Source organism: Streptomyces coelicoflavus, assembly GCF_003112555.1.
GTDB classification, from domain to species: Bacteria; Actinomycetota; Actinomycetes; order Streptomycetales; family Streptomycetaceae; genus Streptomyces; species Streptomyces coelicoflavus.
Window position 1 is genome coordinate 336,579 of the sequence record NZ_BEWB01000007.1, and the last position, 16,787, is coordinate 353,365.

General features: G+C 71.4%; 16 protein-coding genes. 4 read left to right on the top strand and 12 right to left on the bottom strand.

All coding sequences use genetic code 11. The features are described from left to right. Nucleotides 1-28 precede the first annotated feature (28 nt). From Sco07f_RS19170 to Sco07f_RS19185, 4 genes are read right to left on the bottom strand one after another with little or no spacing between them, the layout of a single operon-like run. On the bottom strand, nt 29-928 hold the full coding sequence (locus tag Sco07f_RS19170) for a carbohydrate ABC transporter permease (RefSeq protein ID WP_007389615.1): 900 nt from the start codon (nt 926-928) through the stop codon (nt 29-31). Next, nucleotides 925-1,875 carry a carbohydrate ABC transporter permease gene (locus Sco07f_RS19175; protein WP_007389616.1) on the bottom strand — a complete coding sequence of 317 codons (951 nt, stop codon included), beginning with the start codon at nt 1,873-1,875 and terminating at the stop codon, nt 925-927. Before Sco07f_RS19175 ends, Sco07f_RS19170 begins: the two co-directional genes overlap by 4 nt. A gap of 14 nt (nt 1,876-1,889) precedes the next feature. Beyond that, nucleotides 1,890-3,218: an ABC transporter substrate-binding protein gene (locus Sco07f_RS19180; RefSeq protein WP_108988553.1), complete on the bottom strand. Its 1,329-nt coding sequence runs from the start codon at nt 3,216-3,218 to the stop codon at nt 1,890-1,892. A gap of 37 nt (nt 3,219-3,255) precedes the next feature. Beyond that, nucleotides 3,256-4,083, bottom strand: coding sequence for an endo alpha-1,4 polygalactosaminidase (locus Sco07f_RS19185; protein WP_007389618.1), 828 nt, complete (start codon nt 4,081-4,083; stop codon nt 3,256-3,258). Between the two features lie 372 nt (nt 4,084-4,455). Between Sco07f_RS19185 and Sco07f_RS19190 the strand changes: the two genes are divergently transcribed. Then, complete coding sequence (locus Sco07f_RS19190; RefSeq protein ID WP_054101081.1) at nt 4,456-4,677, top strand: hypothetical protein; 222 nt, start codon at nt 4,456-4,458, stop codon at nt 4,675-4,677. A 16-nt stretch (nt 4,678-4,693) separates the two neighbouring features. Here Sco07f_RS19190 and Sco07f_RS19195 read toward each other — a convergent pair whose 3' ends face one another. From Sco07f_RS19195 to Sco07f_RS19215, 5 genes are all read right to left on the bottom strand, one after another. Further along, nucleotides 4,694-6,133 (bottom strand): cellulose binding domain-containing protein, encoded by a 1,440-nt coding sequence (locus Sco07f_RS19195; RefSeq protein ID WP_108988554.1) that lies wholly within the window; start codon nt 6,131-6,133, stop codon nt 4,694-4,696. Next, complete coding sequence (locus tag Sco07f_RS19200) at nt 6,130-7,749, bottom strand: beta-N-acetylhexosaminidase (protein WP_108988555.1); 1,620 nt, start codon at nt 7,747-7,749, stop codon at nt 6,130-6,132. Before Sco07f_RS19200 ends, Sco07f_RS19195 begins: the two co-directional genes overlap by 4 nt. Nucleotides 7,750-7,815: 66 nt before the next feature. After that, entirely contained in the window at nt 7,816-8,667 is an 852-nt protein-coding gene (locus Sco07f_RS19205) for a carbohydrate ABC transporter permease (RefSeq protein ID WP_108988556.1), read from the bottom strand. Beyond that, on the bottom strand, nt 8,664-9,578 hold the full coding sequence (locus tag Sco07f_RS19210; RefSeq protein WP_087788309.1) for a carbohydrate ABC transporter permease: 915 nt from the start codon (nt 9,576-9,578) through the stop codon (nt 8,664-8,666). The genes Sco07f_RS19205 and Sco07f_RS19210 overlap by 4 nt, the downstream gene beginning before the upstream one ends. A 30-nt stretch (nt 9,579-9,608) precedes the next feature. Then, nucleotides 9,609-10,877: an extracellular solute-binding protein gene (locus Sco07f_RS19215; RefSeq protein WP_108988557.1), complete on the bottom strand. Its 1,269-nt coding sequence runs from the start codon at nt 10,875-10,877 to the stop codon at nt 9,609-9,611. Between the two features lie 225 nt (nt 10,878-11,102). Between Sco07f_RS19215 and Sco07f_RS19220 the strand changes: the two genes are divergently transcribed. Further along, nucleotides 11,103-11,948: a GntR family transcriptional regulator gene (locus Sco07f_RS19220; protein ID WP_108988558.1), complete on the top strand. Its 846-nt coding sequence runs from the start codon at nt 11,103-11,105 to the stop codon at nt 11,946-11,948. Between the two features lie 223 nt (nt 11,949-12,171). After that, on the top strand, nt 12,172-13,593 hold the full coding sequence (locus tag Sco07f_RS19225) for a Gfo/Idh/MocA family protein (protein WP_007389628.1): 1,422 nt from the start codon (nt 12,172-12,174) through the stop codon (nt 13,591-13,593). Between the two features lie 36 nt (nt 13,594-13,629). Here Sco07f_RS19225 and Sco07f_RS19230 read toward each other — a convergent pair whose 3' ends face one another. Beyond that, the gene (locus Sco07f_RS19230; protein ID WP_108988559.1) at nt 13,630-14,388 is read right to left on the bottom strand and encodes a hypothetical protein; all 759 of its coding nucleotides are present in this window, start codon (nt 14,386-14,388) and stop codon (nt 13,630-13,632) included. Between the two features lie 331 nt (nt 14,389-14,719). On the opposite strand from Sco07f_RS19230, the gene Sco07f_RS19235 reads away from it, so the two are divergent. Next, nucleotides 14,720-14,923, top strand: coding sequence for a cold-shock protein (locus Sco07f_RS19235; RefSeq protein ID WP_003978336.1), 204 nt, complete (start codon nt 14,720-14,722; stop codon nt 14,921-14,923). 94 nt (nt 14,924-15,017) lie between these two features. Here the strand turns inward: Sco07f_RS19235 and Sco07f_RS19240 are convergent, their stop codons facing one another. Beyond that, nucleotides 15,018-15,851 carry an alpha/beta fold hydrolase gene (locus Sco07f_RS19240; RefSeq protein ID WP_007389623.1) on the bottom strand — a complete coding sequence of 278 codons (834 nt, stop codon included), beginning with the start codon at nt 15,849-15,851 and terminating at the stop codon, nt 15,018-15,020. 34 nt (nt 15,852-15,885) lie between these two features. Beyond that, nucleotides 15,886-16,701: an SAM-dependent methyltransferase gene (locus Sco07f_RS19245; RefSeq protein ID WP_007389624.1), complete on the bottom strand. Its 816-nt coding sequence runs from the start codon at nt 16,699-16,701 to the stop codon at nt 15,886-15,888. Between the last annotated feature and the right edge of the window lie 86 nt (nt 16,702-16,787).

The window sequence follows — 16,787 nt, forward strand, 5'->3', positions numbered from 1 at the left end:
TGACGGCGGACGGGCGGAGGGCGGGTGGTCAGCCCTTGAGCCCGCTGGAGGTGATCGACTGGATGAAGGTCTTCTGCGCGCCGAGGAAGGCGAGCAGGACCGGCAGCACGGTGATGACGTTGCCCGCCATCACGGCCGCCCACTGGGTGTGGTGCTGCCCCTGGAACGTGGTCAGGCCCAGCTGCAGCGTGTACTGCGTGTCGTGGTTGATGGCGATCAGCGGCCAGGTCAGGTCGTTCCACGTGGTCAGGAAGGTGAGCACGGCCACCGTGGCCAGCGCCGGGCGGGACAGCGGCAGCACGATCCGCCACAGCACCCGCAGCCGTGAACAGCCGTCGATCCAGGCGGCCTCCTCCAGCTCCCTGGGCAGCGAGAGGAAGAACTGCCGCAGCAGGAACACCGCGAACGGCGTGACCAGCGACGGCACGATCAGCGCGCCCAGGGTGTCGATGAGGCCGAGCTTCTTCATCACCAGGAACGTCGGGATCATCGTCAGCTGGAACGGCACGGCCATCGTGGCCAGCATCAGCCCCAGCAGCACCCGGGACCCCGCGAACCGCATCCGGGCGAACGCGTAGCCGGCGAGCGAGCCGAAGACGAGGTTCGCGGCGACCGTGACGGCGGAGACGATCAGCGAGTTGGCGAACCAGCGGGGGAACATCGCGTTGCCCAGCACGTACCGGTAACCGCCGAGGTCGATGCCGGACGGCCACAGTGCCGGCGGGAACCGGTTGATCTCCGCGTTGGTCATCACCGAGCTGAGCACCAGCCAGACCAGCGGCACGGCGAAGACGAGGGCGAGCGGGGCGAGCAGCAGGTGCCACGGGCTGAACGGAAGCCGCGGACGGCGCCGTTCCACGGCGGCGGGCGGATCGAGGACGCCGCGGACGGGGTCGGCGGTGCCCGGCCGGGCGGAGGTCGCCGTCATGATCGGGCCCCTTCGAGACGGTGGCGTCCCCGACGCCGGACGAGACGGACGGCCCCCGCGACCAGGGCGAGCGCGACGGCCAGGACGTACGCGGCCGAGGCCCCGTACCCGGCGGTGGCGTTCTTGAAGGCCTGCTCCCAGATGAAGTAGACGATCACCGTGGTCGACCCGAGGGGACCGCCCTTGGTGGTGACGTACACGAGGTCGAAGACCTGGAGGGACTGGATGGCCTGCCACAGCACCAGGAAGACGGTGACCGGGGTGAGCGTGGGCAGCGTGACGTGGCGCAGCAGATGCCGTCGGCCCGCCCCGTCGAGACGGGCCGCCTCGATCAGGGACTGCGGCACGTCCTGGAGGGCGGCGAGGTAGACGACGACGCAGAACCCGGTGCCGCTCCACAGCGTGATCGCCACCAGCACCAGGAGTGCCTGGGAGGGATCGGACAGGAAGCCCTGCGACGAGACGCCGAGACGGTGCAGCACCGAGTTGGCCGCGCCGAACTCCGGGTCCAGGATGAAGGAGAACAGCACACCCTGTGCGGTCGCCGACAGGACGAACGGCACGAAGATCAGGGTGCGGTAGAGGCCGACGAGGCGGATGCGCCGGTTGAGGACGAGGGCGAGGGCCAGGCCGAACAGCAGGCTCAGCGGCACGTACAGGACGGTGTAGAGCAGCGTGTTGCGGACCGCCTGGCTGAAGTTCGGGTCCTGGGCCAGGGCGCGGTAGTTGTCCAGGCCCACCCAGCGGCTGGGCGTGACCAGGTCGCTGGCCTGGAACGACAGCAGCAGCGACCAGATCACCGGGACGATGCTCAGGCCGAGGACGATCAGGACCGCCGGCGAGACGAACGCCCAGGCGGTGCCGGTTTCGCGGCGGCGCTTGCGGCGCAGCGGGCGAGGGTCCGGCGGCGGGCCCTCGACGGTGATGGGGCGGGGGAGGCGCGGCATGGCGGTGTGGCTCCTCAACGCGGTATGAGCAGGGCGGCGTTGGCGTCGTCGGCGCAGGCCCGCAGCGCCTTCTCGGGCGTGCTGCGCCCCAGGAGCACGGCGACGACCGCCTGCCCGAGCGCCTGCGAGACCTCCGGGTACGCCGGATGGACGGGGCGTACGCGCGCCGTCTCCAGTGCCTTGGTGAACACGCTCAGGCCCTCGGTGCGGGCGACCTTGTCCTGCCAGGCGGGCAGGGCCTCGGTGCGGCGGCTGAGCGGGAGACTGCCCGCCTCGATGTCCCAGCGCACGTCCTGCTCCGGCCGGGCCAGCCAGCTCAGGAAGGTGCGGGCGGCTTCGGTGCGTGCGTCGCCGTTGTCGAACATCGTCCAGGTGTCGGGCCCCGAGATGGTGACCGGGCGCCCGCTGAAGGACGGCAGGGGGACGACGTGGTAGTCGATCCCGGCGGTCTCGATGTCGGGCAGCTGCCACGGCCCGGTGACCACCATGCCCATGCGGCCGGACTGGAACACCTGGTACATCTGTTCGCTGCCGGGCTTGGGGTCGATGTAGACGCTCTCGTCCCGGGCCAGGTCGGCCACCACCTCCAGCGCGCGGGCACCGGTGTCGGCGAAACCGATGTTCTTGCCGCCGTCGTCGACGACGTCACCGCCCAGGTCCCAGATCAGCGGCCACAGGCGCCACACGGTGTCCTCGTCGCCGGTGCCCGGCCAGCCGGTGCCGAACCGGCCCCGGCCCGACCGGGTGAGCGTGCGCGCGCAGGAGACGAAGTCCTGCCAGCTCCAGCCGGCCTTCGGCAGCGGCAGACCGGCCTCGCGGAACAGCTTCCTGTTGCAGACCACGGCGAGCGAGTCGAGCACCGCCGGAGCGGCCCTGACCCTGCCGTTGAGCGTGACGGCGTCCCTGGAGGCCGCCCAGTAGTTCTTCCACGGCACGGGCCCCGACGCGACCATGCCGGTGAGGTCGACGACCTGCGGGCTGCGGGCCACCCGGGCCAGGTCCGAGCCGAAGATGTACGCGATGTCGGGGTAGGAACCGGCGGCGAGGGCGGCCGTCACCTTCTGGAGCATCACGTCCGACAGCACGCCGCCGCCCAGCTTCACCCTGATCTTCGGGTGCGAGCGTTCGAAGTCGGCGACGAGCCCCTCCAGGGCCTTCTTCGCCGTGTCCGCCTGGCCGTGCCACATCTCGACGGTGACCGTGCCGTCGGCCGCGACGCCGTCGTCCGTACCGGCCCCGCAGCCGGTCACCGCGGTGCCCGCGACCGCCGCGAGCGCGGCACCCCCGCCGGCCCGCAGCACACCCCGGCGCGAAGGGCGCGCGGCACGTCGGACCGCATCCATCTGTACCTCCAAGGACTTCACTGGCCGTCGGGCGGTGTCAGCAGGTCTCACGTACGTAGCCGCTGCTGCCCTTGGGCGACACGTCCAGGTCGCGCCGGACGATGCTCAGCTCGTCGCCGAACCCCGCGCACGCCTTCGACAGGCCCTCGGCGGTGTACTCGACGACGATCACCCGGTCGCCGAACTCGGCCGTGTAGTCGCCGCACTCGTCCCACTCGCCGCACTCCTCGGCGACCGCGAAGTCCAGCCCGTTCTCCTCGCGGTTCGGGGCCAGTTCGACGGTGTTCTTCTGCCCGATCGCCAGGCCGTCGGAGTGCGCGCGCTCGGCCAGCAGCCTGATCAGCCCCTGGGCGTCGGCGGCGTCCAGCAGGTCGCCCGCGCGGGTGTAGCTGTCGTAGTTGTCCGGTTCGACGGCCTGGAATCCCTTGTCCGCGCAGCCGTCGATCCACGTGCCGACCTTCTCCGCGATGCGCTCGCGCTTGTCGGCGGTGCGGATGTCGAGGAAGGCCTCGCCCCAGTCGGTGTCGTAGACGACGTCGCCGTTCGCGTCGCGCAGCAGCAGGTCGTCGTCCCAGTCGCCCTCGGCGCCGGGCTGGGCCTGGAAGGCGTTGACGTAACAGATGTTGTACAGGCCCGGCGCGGGGGAGGCCGAGTGGTCGCGGCTGACCACCTCCACCCCGGCGGGCGGGGTGTAGGCGCCGCCGATCTGGTAGTCGAAGCCCGCGTGCGCGGGGGGCGGGGAGTAGGCGGCGGCCTCGGCCGGTGTGCTGCCGGGGACGAGTGCGGCGGCGGTGACGAGGACGGCGGTGGCGCCCAGGCCGGCCAGCAGCGGCTTCCTGCGGGTGTGCGCCTGCGTACGGCTCATGGTTCGAGCTCCGGAGAATGGTGGGCACGTCCCCGCCTCGGAGGCGCGTGGCCGTCCTGGCGACTCAGTCCGGGCTCCTGGCGCGAAGCCAGCTACCGGCTGGGCGTACCTCTGCCGCCGATCACACGACATCGGCGTTGACCGGGAGTAAATCGACCGCATCCAGGCCCTGTCAAGGGTTCGAAGCGAGAGAGCAGGTGCATGAAGATGATCGAAAGGTGCTCAGTTTTTGCAGAATCAATCATGATGCGTCGGTCTCCGGCAGCCTGGGAACGATGCATGCGTGCCAGGTGGGAGCCGTGATCGCACGGCTCCCACGGGGCTGGTAGCGTCGCGTGGTCGCGGCGGGCGGCGCGAGAGAGGTGTCGGTGCGTGGGAGAGCGGCAGGACCGTGAGTGGGTGGCGATGACGCCGGGCGACTTCGACCGGGACGCCCCACTGGTCCTCAACGTGAGCACGGGGCCCGCCACCGTCCCGGCCGAGCCGGACGAGTACGGCACCGCCCCCCTGTTCGGCGAGACGGCACCGGCCTCCGGCGCCCGGCCGCGCGCCCGGCGGGGACGGCCGGCGGACGGTCAGGAACGCCTGTTCTGACCGCCCCCGCCAGGGATCACGGGGCGGGCACCTCGTCCACGAACCCGGTCCCCTCGGCGCGGTACGCGGCGACCTCGGCGGCGACCTCGGCCGGGCCGAGCACCCGGTCCTTGACGTGCAGGACGTAGTCGACCTGCTGGTCGTAGGCGCGCGGGGTCGTCGACGTCTGGCCGTTCAGGTCGATGAACCACTGGTTGAAGTTGATCGACATCGGCCGCTCGGGCAGGTAGCGCGCGTCGTGCGTGCCGAACAACTGCCCGTCCACGTAGTACGTGATGGCGCTGTCGTCGATCGTGACGACGAGATCGTGCCAGCCCGCGTAGCTGCTGCGCTGCTCCGAGTGCTGGTTGACGGCCTGCCAGGGGTCGGGGTCGTAGGTCTCCCAGGAGGTCGTGTACAGGATGTTCGACGGCTCGCCCCACCCTCCGTTCGGCAGGTACTCGAAGTCGTACTCGGCGTAGTCGTCGGCCATCGGCGCCTTGAGGTCGTTGATGGTGAAGAACGTCTGCACCAGGTGGTCCCCGTCGGGCCCCGACCTCGGCGCGTCGGAGAACCTCACGCGCGCGGCGTAGGTCCCGTTCCGGAACTTCGTGGACCTGGTCAGGACCTCCGTCTGCGTGGTGGACGCGCCGGTGCCGGCCGTGGACGTCTCCAGGTTCATCACCGAGTTGCCGCCGGCTGAGACGAACGTGACCTTCGACGGGTCCCAGGTCGCGCCGGGGACGCCGGGCCCGCCGCTGTTGGAGCGCACGTTCCAGCCGTGCGCCGAGAGCGCGGGGTCGGTGTGCGAGTCGTAGTCGAAGTCGTCGAACAGCGTCTGACCGCCGCCGGGAGGGTCCGTCGGGTCCGTCGGGTCCGTCGGATCGGTCGGGTCCGTGGGGTCGTTGCCCTCGGGTGCCGCGCCCCAGACGGTGGCACCGGCCAGCTGGGCGGTGACCCTGTCCCAGTTCGCGTACGCGGTCTGCGCGCCGTTGAACGAGTAGTCGTCGCTCTGCCGCAGCGTCTGCCAGTTGCTCTGGTGGAAGCGCAGTTGCAGGTCGCCGGTGTCCGCGCCGGGCGCCAGGGTGCCGGCCGCCGGGGTGAAGCCGATCTCCAGGTAACGGTCGGCCGTGGACGTCGGGCTGCTCAGGGTGCCGAACGTGCCGGTGACGGCGGCGCAGCCGCGCACCGCCCAGGAGCAGGCGAAGCGGTAGGAGGCGCTCGGGGAGTCCGCCTTGAAGTAGTAACGGATCTTCACCTGGCTCAGCGGCACGGTGGACGAGCCGGTGTTGCGGACCTTGAACCAGGGTTCCGTCTGGTCCGCGGTGGCCCCGCTCGCGCTGGTGCGGTACTGGACGGCGAGCCCGTCGGCGGCGGGAGCGGCCTGGGCGGGAAGGGCGGTCAGGGCGCCGCCCCCCAGGAGCACGGACAGGGCGAGCGCCAGACGGGCGCGGCCCGTGGTGGGTCGGTTCCTCATGCGGGATCCTTTCGGCACGGCTCCCGCCTGCGCGGGAGCGTCGGTGGGTGGTGCGTGGTGTGGGGGAACGACAGGGGGAGACCGGCCGGCGGGGTGGCGTGCGGGACGTCCAGGGCGTCCAGGCGGGCCCGGTGACCGGCCAGCCGGGCGGTGAAGCCCGGCCAGTCCGGAGCGCCGCCCCAGACCCGGTCGGCCAGTGCGCACAGCCGCGGGTAGGTCAGGTACTCGATGTGCTGCGGCGTCCGTACGAACTCCGTCCACAACTGGCCCTGGGCGCCCAGTACGAGGGACGCCGCCTCCGGGGTCGGCGGCGCGAGGTCCACGTCGTGGACGGCGCGCAGGTCCACGATGCCGCCGGGCTGGGCGGGCGGTTCTCCCGGACCGGGGCCGCGCGCGTAGTCGAAGTAGGCCGCGCGGTGGTCGGCGTGGACGACCTGGTGCCCGCGCAGTGCCGCGGCGCGGGCGTGCGCCGGTTCGCGCCAGCTCATCACCGTGCAGTCCAGGGGGAGCGCGACGCCGCTCTCCGCCCAGACCACCGGCCTGCGTCCGGCGCGCACCAAGTGCTCGGACAGCCGTGCGATGAACCAGGGATGCAACGCGCGGGGCCCCGCCAGCCCCTCACGGACGGCACGGGCACGCGCCCGCGGGCTCCGCTCCCACTCCGTGGTGGGCACCTCGTCCCCGCCGATGTGCACGTACGGGGAGGGGAAGACGTCCATCACCTCGTCCAGGACGGTGCGGAAGAAGTCCAGGACGTGGTCGCCGGTGCCGAGGACGTTCTCGCACACGCCCCAGTGCGTCCACACGTCCATACGGCGGGCGGGGTCGGTGCCCAGCTCGGGGTAGGCGGCGAGAGCGGCGCGGACGTGCCCCGGCACGCCGGTCTCCGGCAGTACGCTCACGCCGCGTTCGGCCGCGTACGCCACCAGTCCCCGCAGCTCCGCCCGGGTGTAGGAGCCGCCGTGCTCCTGGCCGTCGAAGCGGGTACTGCCCGCGGGGCCCACCATCGACTCCGTGCGCCGGCCGCCGACCTCGGTGAGCCGGGGGTACGCGGCCACCGGCATCCGCCAGCCCTGGTCGTCGGTGAGGTGGAGGTGGAAGACGTTCAGCTTGTGCAGCGCCAGCAGATCGACGTAGCGCCGCAGATAGGACACCGGCTGGAAGTGCCGGGCCACGTCGAGCATGGAGCCGCGCCAGGCGTGGCGGGGCACGTCGGTGATCTCCACGGCGGGCAGCTCCCACGGCACCCCGCGCACCGGCCGGGCGGACAGGGCGTCGTAGGGCAGGAGTTGCCGCACCGTCTGCACCCCGCGCAGGAGGCCGGCCGGGCGGGCGGCCCGCAGCAGCACACCCTGGGGGCTCACGGTCAGGCCGTACCCCTCGTCGCCGAGACCGGTCAGGGCCGGGTCGAGGGCGAGGACGAAGGCGCCGTCGGCGGCGGAGTCCAGGCGCAGTCCGGTGGCCGGGGCGAGCAGGGCGCGCAGCAGGGCCGCGGCCGGACCGGCTCCCGGCGTGACCCGCAGCCGGGTCGTGCCGTCGAGGCGGAAACGGCCGGAGCGGGTGGACAGGCGGGTCGGGCGGGGGACGAGGGCCAGTTCGGGGCGTGGCAGGTCCACGGGACGGCTCCGGTGGTCGTCGGTGCACGGCGGCGGAGGAGAGGGGGCGAAGGACGGCGGACGCGGTCAGCCCTTGACGCCTCCCGAGGCGAGCCCGGCCGTCACGTGCCGTTGCAGGGCGAGGAAGATGATCAGCGCGGGGAGGGCGAAGAGCGTGGCGGCCGCCATGGTGGCCCCCCAGTCGGTGCCGAAGGTCGACTGGAACGAGGAGAGCCACACCGGAAGCGTGCGGCTGTCCTGCTGCTTGATGATGAGGAAGTTGGCGTAGGTGAACTCGTTCCAGGCGGTGATGAAGCCGAACAGCGAGGTGGCCATGAGCCCGGGGGCGAGCAGCGGGAACGCCACCCTGCGGAAGGCACCGGCCCGGGTACAGCCGTCGACCTGCGCGGCCTCCTCCAGCTCCGGCGGGATGCCCGCGATGAAACCGCGCAGCACGACCACCGTGAACGGCAGCGTGATCATGAAGTAGACCAGCGTCAGCGTCGGCAGCCGGTCGAGCATCCCGGTGTCGCGGGAGATGATGTAGATCGGGATGATCAGTGACTCCCAGGGCGCCATCTGCGCGACGAACACCGCCAGCATGAACTGCCGGCGCCCGCGCCAGCGCATGCGGGCCACGGCGTAGGCGGCGCCCAGGGCGACCAGCAGGGCGAGCAGGACGGCGCTGAGGGTCACCAGGATGCTGTTGCGCCAGAAGAGGCCGAAGCCGTCGGCGCTCACCGCCTCGTGGAAGTGGTCCAGCGTCCAGGCGCGGGGGATCAGCCGGGGATCGTAGGACTGGATGTCCGTGGACGGCTTGAAGGCCGTCGTGACCATCCAGTACACGGGGAACAGGCAGATCACCACGGTGAGCACGGCGGCGGCGTTGAGCGGGAGGCGGCGCAGCACGCGGTGCAGCGGGGAACGCGGGTGGCTCACAGCTGCTCGCCCTCCTGACGGAACAGTTGGCGGAAGTAGAGGACCAGGACGCCGCTCATCAGCAGGACCGTGAGTATCGACGCGGCGGAGCCCAGGTCGTAGCGCTGGCCCGCCAGCGCGGTCTGCACGGCGTACACCGGCAGGATGGTGGTGGCCTCGCCGGGCCCGCCGCGGGTCATCACCCAGATCTGCACGAACGCCTTGAACGTCCAGATCACTTCGAGGGACAGCACCAGCATGAAGATCGGCCGGATCAGCGGGAAGGTGACGGAGCGGAAGACGCGTGCGGCCCCCGCGCCGTCCATGCGCGCCGACTCGTACAGCTCGGCCGGCACGGTGACCAGCGCCGAGTACAGCGTGATCGCGGCGAACGGCACGGACTGCCAGACGATCAGCACCACCACGATGCCGAACGCCGCCCCGCCGTGCGCGAACCAGGGATAGCCCTCGTACGACGCGAATCCGAGGCCGGTGAGGGTCTCGTTGACGATGCCGAACTCGGAGTGGAACAGCCACTGGAAGACGGTGGTGGCCGCGACCACCGGCACCGCCCAGACCAGCACCAGGGAGCTGAGGACGACGGTCCTGGCCGCCCGGCCCAGCCGCTCGGTCATCAGGGCCACCAGGGTGGACAGCACCATGACGGCCACCACACAGACCGCCATGAACACGAAGGTGCGGCGCACCACCTCCCAGAACACCGGATCGCCCAGCAGGGTGCGGTAGTTGCGCAGCCCGACGAAGTCGGCGTCGCCCAGGATGAGCTGGCGCAGCCGGAAGTCCTGCAAGGAGATCAGTACGGCGCGGGCCAGGGGGTAGAGCAGCAGGTACAGCATGCCCAGCACCGCGGGAGCGATCAGTAGGTACGGCAGGCGGCTGCCCGGCACGCTCCGCTCGCGGACGGTCGACACGTCGCCTCCTGGTGTCGTGGACGGCGGGGGTCAGGAGTCGCTGCCCAGCGTCTCGGTGATGGTCCTGGAGGCCTCGGCCGCCGCGGACGCGGCGTCCTTGCCGGTGAGTACGGCCGTCATGTACTCCTTGATCGGGTTCTTGGCCTCGACCGCCGCCCACTGGGGCGTGTTGGGCGTGGCACGGCCGTGCGCCGCGCCGGCCGCCATGGCGGCGGTGCCCGGGTCGTCGGCGACGGCGCCGGCCAGGGTCGTCTTGTTCGGCACGTAGCTCATGGCGACGGCGAGCTTCTTCTGCCAGGCGTCGCCGGTCAGTTCGCGGATGAAGGTGAAAGCCTCCTCCTGGTGGGCGGCGACGGCCGGGACGACCAGGTCCGAACCGCCGGTGAAGACGGCGCCCGGACGGTCGGCGGTCTTGCCGGGGATCGGGAAGAAGCCGAGCTTGCCCTTGAGTTCGGGGTTCTTCTCCTCGATGACCTTGGCCCCGCCCGGCACGGCGATGATCTGGGCCACCTGGCCCTTCGCCATCACCTCCGCCTGCGGCGGCTGGGCCTCGTCCGAGTCCTTGGGGCCCTGGCCGAGGGCCTGGAGACGTCGGTAGAAGTCCATGGCGCGCAGCGCGGCCGGGCTGTCGAGGCCGCCCTTCCACTCGCCGCCCGACTTCACGGCCAGGTCGCCGCCCTCGTCCCAGACGAAGCCGGACAGGACATACCAGTTCTGGCCGGGCAGGTAGATCCCCTGGTTGCCGCCCTTGTCCAGTTTGCGGGTGGCGGCCATCCACTGGTCCCGGGTCCTGATCCGCGAGGCGTCGACACCGGCCTGTTCGAACAGGTCGGTGCGGTGGATGACGACCCGGTTGGCCGCGTAGTACGGGATGCCGTACTGCTTGCCGTCGTACGATCCGGGCTCCGCGAGCCCTTCCAGCCAGGTGTCGCCGCCCAGCTCCTCCACCCGGTCCGAGAAGTCGGTGAGGCCGCCGCTCTGCGCGTACTGGGCGACCTGGGTGTTGCCGACCTCGATGACGTCCGGGGCGTCGTTGCTGGCCAGGGCGGCGGTCACCTTCTCGCCGATGCCCTCCCACTCCTGAATCTGGATCTTCAGGTCGATGCCCGGGTGGGCCTTCTCGAAGCCCGTCTCGAACTCCTTCTGGAACTCGGCGGAGACGCTGTCGCGCATGAGCCACACGTCGAGCCCGGTGCTGCCGCCGGCGCCGTCCGAGGCCGAGTCGCCGGACGAGGAACACGCGGTGAGCCCGGCGCCGAGCACCAGCGCGGAGAGCAGGGCGAGCGAACGGTACTTCACGGTTCACCTCTGGGAGAGCTGGAAGGGTCGACGCAGCCACACTTGACCAGTAAGGGATGCAAGGCTTACCAGTTGGCGTTGCTCGAAGGTGGCATGGACCAATGAGGGCGTCAACCCCTCGCGTATGTACGGGTTTTCGGCCGAGGAGACCGGGGAGTGGCTGGTTCATGCCCTATGTGGACAGGTAAGCTCGGCTGACCAGTGGACCAGTTACGGGAGTACTGCATGGAGATCGACGCCGCCGCCTCCGGTGCGGTGCTCAAGCGGGAGCGCGTCCGCGACGCCATCCTGGAACTCATCGAGGACCGGCGCCCGGGCGACGCGATCCCCTCGGAGCGCACCCTGTGCGCCGAACTCGGCGTCTCCCGGCCCACCTTGCGCGCCGCGGTCGACGAACTGGTGGTCGCCGGGCTGCTGGTGCGCGAGCACGGCCGGGGGATGTTCGTCGCCGCCGAGAAGATCACCCAGGAACTGGTCTCCGGCCGGCAGGCCTTCAGCCTCCCGCAGGCCTCCGGTGCCTGGACCAGCAGGCTCCTGGAGGTCCGCACCCTGCCCGCGGGTGCCCGGGTGGGCCGCAAACTGCGCATGTCACCGGCGGCGCAGATCCACTACGTGGCCCGCCTGCGCCTGGTCGACGGCTCACCCATGGCCATCGAGTACCTGCACGTCCCCGCCGGTCTCGTCTCGGACCTGACCAGTGAGGAACTGGAGCAGGGCGACCTGTACCAGCACCTGGGCGACCGGCACGGCGTCCGGGTCAGCGAGGCCGTGCAGTCCATCGAGCCGACCGTGGTCACCCGCGCGGAGGCCGACCTGCTCGACGTGCCCGAACTCTCCCCGGCGCTGCTCTTCGAGCGCCTGACCACCGACACCCGGGGCGTGCCCGTCGAGTACGTGCACTCCCTCTACCGGGGCGACCGGTACCGGATCGTCTCCCGGCTCACCCTGGGCCCGCGCGACCAGGCGCCACCACCAGGCGAGGGTCACCCCCCGGGCATCCCGCCGGGGGACTTCACCACCAAGGGCCCCGTCACGCTCTCCACGCGCGGGGTGGTGCAGGACGGGATGTAGCGGCGCCGCTCTCGGCGACCGGACGCGCCGAAGGGCTGGGCAGTGCCCGGTTGTGCTCGGAAGTGCTCGGAACAGCCGTGCATCGAGCACGTATTGACATGTCACGGCAGAGCCCGCAGAGTCATGCCCCGAAAGTGTTCGACAGCTCGACAGCTCGACGTTGCCCGACAACGCCCGACCGCGCCCCGACCGTGATGCGAACGCCACGAGGAGTGTTGCCGTCATGTCCGAAACGCCCGCTGTCTCACGCCGACTGCTCCTGGGCTCGGCCGCCGCCACCGGAGCCCTGGCGGCCGGGATCGGAGCCGTCGCCCCCGCCGCGTCGGCGGCCGAGCAGGCGCCCCGCCGCAGGCCCGGCCAGAAGTCGATGATCGGCGTGCCCTTCGCCGCCCACAGAACGGTGCGCGTCGGCGTCATCGGACTCGGCAACCGCGGCGCAAGCATGATCACCGGTTGGGCGGCCGTGCCGGGCTGCACCGTGACCGCCGTCTGCGACATCCGCGCCGACCGGGCCAAGCGCGCCGCCGACCGCCTGGAGAGCAAGGGCAAGCCGCGCCCCGCCGAGTACGGCGGCTCCGCCGACTCCTACGCCCGGATGCTGCGCCGCGACGACATCGACCTCGTGTACATCGCCACGCCCTGGGAGTTCCACTACGAGCACGGCCGGGCCGCGCTGCTCAGCGGCAGGCACGCCGTCGTGGAACTCCCCGTCGCGACGGAACTGCGGCAGCTGTGGGACCTCGTCGACACCTCCGAACGCACCCGCAGGCACCTGCTCCTGTCCGAGAACTGCAGCTACGGCCGCAACGAGCTGGCCATGCTGAAGGCGGCCCACGACGGCCTGTTCGGGGACATCACCAACGGCCACGGCGGTTACCTGCACGACCTGCGCGAACTCCTCTTCTCCGACACGTACTACACCGACTCCTGGCGACGCCTGTGGCACACCCGCAGCACCGCCTCCTTCTACCCCATGCACGGCCTGGCCCCCATCGCGGCCGCCATGGACGTCAACCGCGGCGACCGCATGACCACCCTGCGCGCCACCACGACGGCCCCGAAGGGGCTGGCCGACTACCGGGCCCGCTTCGTCCCCCGGGACCACCCGTCCTGGAAGGAGACCTACATCAACGGTGACCTGGTCACCTGCATGATCGAAACGGCGAAGGGCAGGACGATCCGGGCGGAGCACGACGTGAGTTCGCCCCGGCCCTACAGCCGGATCAACACCCTCGCCGGCAGCCGAGGCATCGTCGAGGACTACGCGGGACCAGCCCCGACCGGCGCCCGTGTCTACGTCGAACCGGACCACAGCGGCCACACCTGGCGCGACTTCGAGGGCTACCGCAAGGAGTACGACCACTGGCTGTGGCAGAAGGTCGGGGACGACGCCGCGAACAACGGCGGCCACGGCGGCATGGACTACGTGCTCCAGTGGCGCACGGTCCAGCTGATGCGCGCGGGCCTGGTCCCGGACATCGACGTCTACGACTCGGCCGCCTGGTGCTCGCCCGTCCCCCTCAGCGTCACGTCCCTGGCCAGGGGCGGCCGCCCGGTCGAGATCCCCGACTTCACCCGGGGCGCGTGGCGGGAGCGCAGGGCCGGCCTCGACTCCGCGCCCACCGACATGCCGCCCGTCGGCTGAGCACGGAGCACCGGCCGCGACACCGGCCGGGACGCCCTACCGCGACAGGACCTCTTCCGGGCCCATGACGACGACCGGTTCCCTGTCCGGGTCCAGGACGGTCAGCAGCGCCCGCATGTGCTCCTCGCTCAGGGACACGCAGGCGTTGGTCGGCCCGTCGTGGTCCACGTGGATCCAGACCCCGCCGCCCTTGTCCTCGCCCATGGGGCGGGTCTTGTCCAGCGGGGTGGTGCCGGGCACCCGGTTGTAGTCGATGGCGACCACGTAGTCGAAGGACCCCTCTAGGGGCTCGCCCAGATACCCGGTGCCCGACACGGAGAACTGCGGATCCTCGTCGTAGGGGAGCAGGGTGCCCGGGTCGGGCAGCCGGCCCCCCGCGTCGCTGAGGCCGAAGACACCGATGGGCGTGTGCAGATCGCCCGCCTCGTGGTCGTCGGTCCAGCCGCGCAGGCCGTTGTGGGCGGGCCACGGACCTGCGACGGCGCGCCAGCCCTCGGCCGGGTACCGCTCGTAGAGCACCACCCGGGACTGCGACGAACTCTCGGTCTCACCGGTGACCACCAGGGCCTGCCGGGTGCCGGCCGGGAGACGCTCCCGCATGACCGGCCCGATCCCCGGCAGCGGCCGGGGGAACGAGCGCGGGGGCGCGGGGCGCGGGGCCGGGGAGGCGGAACTCCCGGGCGCGTGCGCGTCCTGCGAGGAGGCGCCCGTGTGCTCCCGGGCGCAGCCGGTGGCCAGCACGCCGGTGCACACGACGGCGCCGATCACCAGGGCCAGCGCTTTCCTGACGGTCATATCGATCTCCGACTCCGTGGGTGGTCTCTTCATAGCTAGACCACTTCCGGAACCGGGTTGTGCGGCCGCCTCGCCGTGTCGCCCGGATGGCGCAGCGAGGGCCCGCGCGGCGGTGGCCGGGGGCCCCGGTCTGCAACAAGGTTCCCGCTCACACCCCTTACTCACTGGTGAGGCTCGGACATGCCGTGTAGCGTCAGCATCAGATGTCGTGGTTCGCCCAGACCGCCCGCGCCGGAGTGCGGGCGGTTTGCTGTGCAATGCCGGAGGACCAGGACGACCACCTCCGGGTTCGCGCGGTGCGAATCCGATAACGGCTGAAAGGCAAAAAGGCATGGCCAGCGGAACTGTCAAGTGGTTCAACTCTGAAAAGGGCTTCGGCTTCATCGCGCAGGACGGCGGCGGCCCCGACGTCTTCGCGCACTACTCCAACATCAACGCTCAGGGCTACCGCGAGCTGCAGGAAGGCCAGGCCGTGACCTTCGACATCACCCAGGGCCAGAAGGGCCCGCAGGCGGAGAACATCACCCCCGCCTGACCGGGAGATCGTCAGCGGGGCGGGCCCCCGGGAACGCTTGTTTCCCGGGGGCCCGCCCTGTGGCGTACCGCCGCCCGCCGGACGCGCGCGGACGTCAGGGAACGCGGCGGAAGAAGTCGAGCAGGGCCGCCGTCAACTCGGCGGGCGCGTCCTCCTGGACCAGATGACCCGCATGGGCGATCGGCTCCCATCGGGCACCGGGGACCAGACCGGCCAGTTCGCGTCCCTTGGCCACGGGGATCCAGGCGTCGTCCTCGCCCCAGCAGATCAGCGTCGGCACGTCGATCCCGGCGTACCGGTCCTGCACCTCGTCCGTGTACCGCTGGTCCGCCTGGGCGATCTGCCGGTAGAAGGCCGGCTGCCCCGTTTCGCCCAGCCACGGCTCGACCAGTCGGTCCAGGACCGCCGGATGCAGGCCCGGGCCGCCGGTGGAACCGACGTACTCACGCACCAGCGCCCGGTGCAGCGACTCGGGCAGCCGCGCGAAGACCTCGGCGTTCTCGCGGACCAGCCGGAAGAACGGCGACCCCCACGGCGCCAGCGCGACAGGGTCGACCAGGGCGAGCGCCCCGTACCGGGCACCGTGCAGCAGATGCGCCCGCAGGGCCACGGCGCCGCCGAAGTCGTGGGCGGCCACGAGGGGATCCTCGAGCCCCCAGTGGTCCAGCAGCCCGGCGAAGACCCGGCCCTGCGCGGCCAGCGACACGTCCTGTCCGGCGGCCTTCTCCGACCTCCCGTAGCCCGGCATGTCCCAGACGAACACCTGGTGGTCGCGGGCCAGGGAGCGGGCCACCGCGCGCCAGACGTACGAGGAGAACGGCGTACCGTGCAGCAGGACCAGCGGACGCCCGCCGGGGTCGCCCAGCCGGTTCCAGCGGACGGTCCCCGAACCACTGGGGAACGACTCGGGCAACGGCCATGCGGACATGGTGCGGTCTCCTTCCGGTCGGGCGCGGCTCACGTCACGGCTTGCGGGCGAGTCCGCCGTGTTCGCCGATGGGCTTCGGGGCCTCGGCGCCCGCCTCGGGACGCCACAGGGTCACCGGGACCACGCCGGGATCCACCAGTTCCAGCCCGTCGAAGAACGCCGTGATCCGGTCGACGGTGCGCAGGACGTACGGCGCGGCACCGCTCTCGTTGTAGGCGTCCTGGGCGCGCTCGAACTCGGGGTCGACGCCTCGCGAACCGTCGTTGACGGAGAGGTAGCTGCCGGACGGCAGGGCGCCGACCAGCCGGGAGACGACGGAGCGCGCCCGGTCGTAGTCGGGGATGTGGCCCAGGATGTTGCTGAGGATCAGGGCGATCGGCCGGTCGAAGTCCAGCGTCTCGGCGGCGGCCGCCAGGACGGCGTCGGGGTCGAGCACGTCGGCGTCGATGTACGCGGTCGCGCCCTCGGGGGTGGAGTAGAGCAGCGCGCGGGCGTGGGCGAGGACCATCGGGTCGTTGTCCACGTAGACGATCCGCGTCTCGGGCGCGATGCGCTGGGCGACCTCGTGGGTGTTGTCGGCGGTCGGCAGCCCGGTACCGATGTCGAGGAACTGCCGGATGCCCGCCTCGGTGACCAGGTGGGTGATGTTGCGGCGCAGGAAGGCGCGGCTGCTGCGCGCGATGGTGACGATGCCGGGGAAGACGGCGGTGTAGGCGTCGCCGGCCTGCTCGTCGACCGGGTAGTTGTCCTTCCCGCCCAGCCAGTAGTTCCAGATCCGGGCCGAGTGCGGCACGGACGTGTCGATCTTCTGCTGCGTCGCGTTGCCGGGTGTCGTCGAGGGGTCGCTCATGAGTGCGGTCCGTCTTTCAGCCGAGGCGTGGGTGCTTGACCACAACCTACGTCGCAACGGCCCCTTTCTGTACACCGGTTGCCCGA

What these genes read in the sequence shown, in the direction of transcription:
- Sco07f_RS19220 (WP_108988558.1), top strand. Translation starts at nt 11,103, where the DNA reads ATGGAGATCGACGCCGCCGCCTCCGGTGCGGTGCTCAAGCGGGAGCGC.
- Sco07f_RS19225 (WP_007389628.1), top strand. Translation starts at nt 12,172, where the DNA reads ATGTCCGAAACGCCCGCTGTCTCACGCCGACTGCTCCTGGGCTCGGCC.
- Sco07f_RS19180 (WP_108988553.1), bottom strand. Translation starts at nt 3,218, where the DNA reads ATGGATGCGGTCCGACGTGCCGCGCGCCCTTCGCGCCGGGGTGTGCTG.
- Sco07f_RS19185 (WP_007389618.1), bottom strand. Translation starts at nt 4,083, where the DNA reads ATGAGCCGTACGCAGGCGCACACCCGCAGGAAGCCGCTGCTGGCCGGC.
- Sco07f_RS19170 (WP_007389615.1), bottom strand. Translation starts at nt 928, where the DNA reads ATGACGGCGACCTCCGCCCGGCCGGGCACCGCCGACCCCGTCCGCGGC.
- Sco07f_RS19235 (WP_003978336.1), top strand. Translation starts at nt 14,720, where the DNA reads ATGGCCAGCGGAACTGTCAAGTGGTTCAACTCTGAAAAGGGCTTCGGC.
- Sco07f_RS19195 (WP_108988554.1), bottom strand. Translation starts at nt 6,133, where the DNA reads ATGAGGAACCGACCCACCACGGGCCGCGCCCGTCTGGCGCTCGCCCTG.
- Sco07f_RS19175 (WP_007389616.1), bottom strand. Translation starts at nt 1,875, where the DNA reads ATGCCGCGCCTCCCCCGCCCCATCACCGTCGAGGGCCCGCCGCCGGAC.
- Sco07f_RS19245 (WP_007389624.1), bottom strand. Translation starts at nt 16,701, where the DNA reads ATGAGCGACCCCTCGACGACACCCGGCAACGCGACGCAGCAGAAGATC.
- Sco07f_RS19240 (WP_007389623.1), bottom strand. Translation starts at nt 15,851, where the DNA reads ATGTCCGCATGGCCGTTGCCCGAGTCGTTCCCCAGTGGTTCGGGGACC.
- Sco07f_RS19230 (WP_108988559.1), bottom strand. Translation starts at nt 14,388, where the DNA reads ATGACCGTCAGGAAAGCGCTGGCCCTGGTGATCGGCGCCGTCGTGTGC.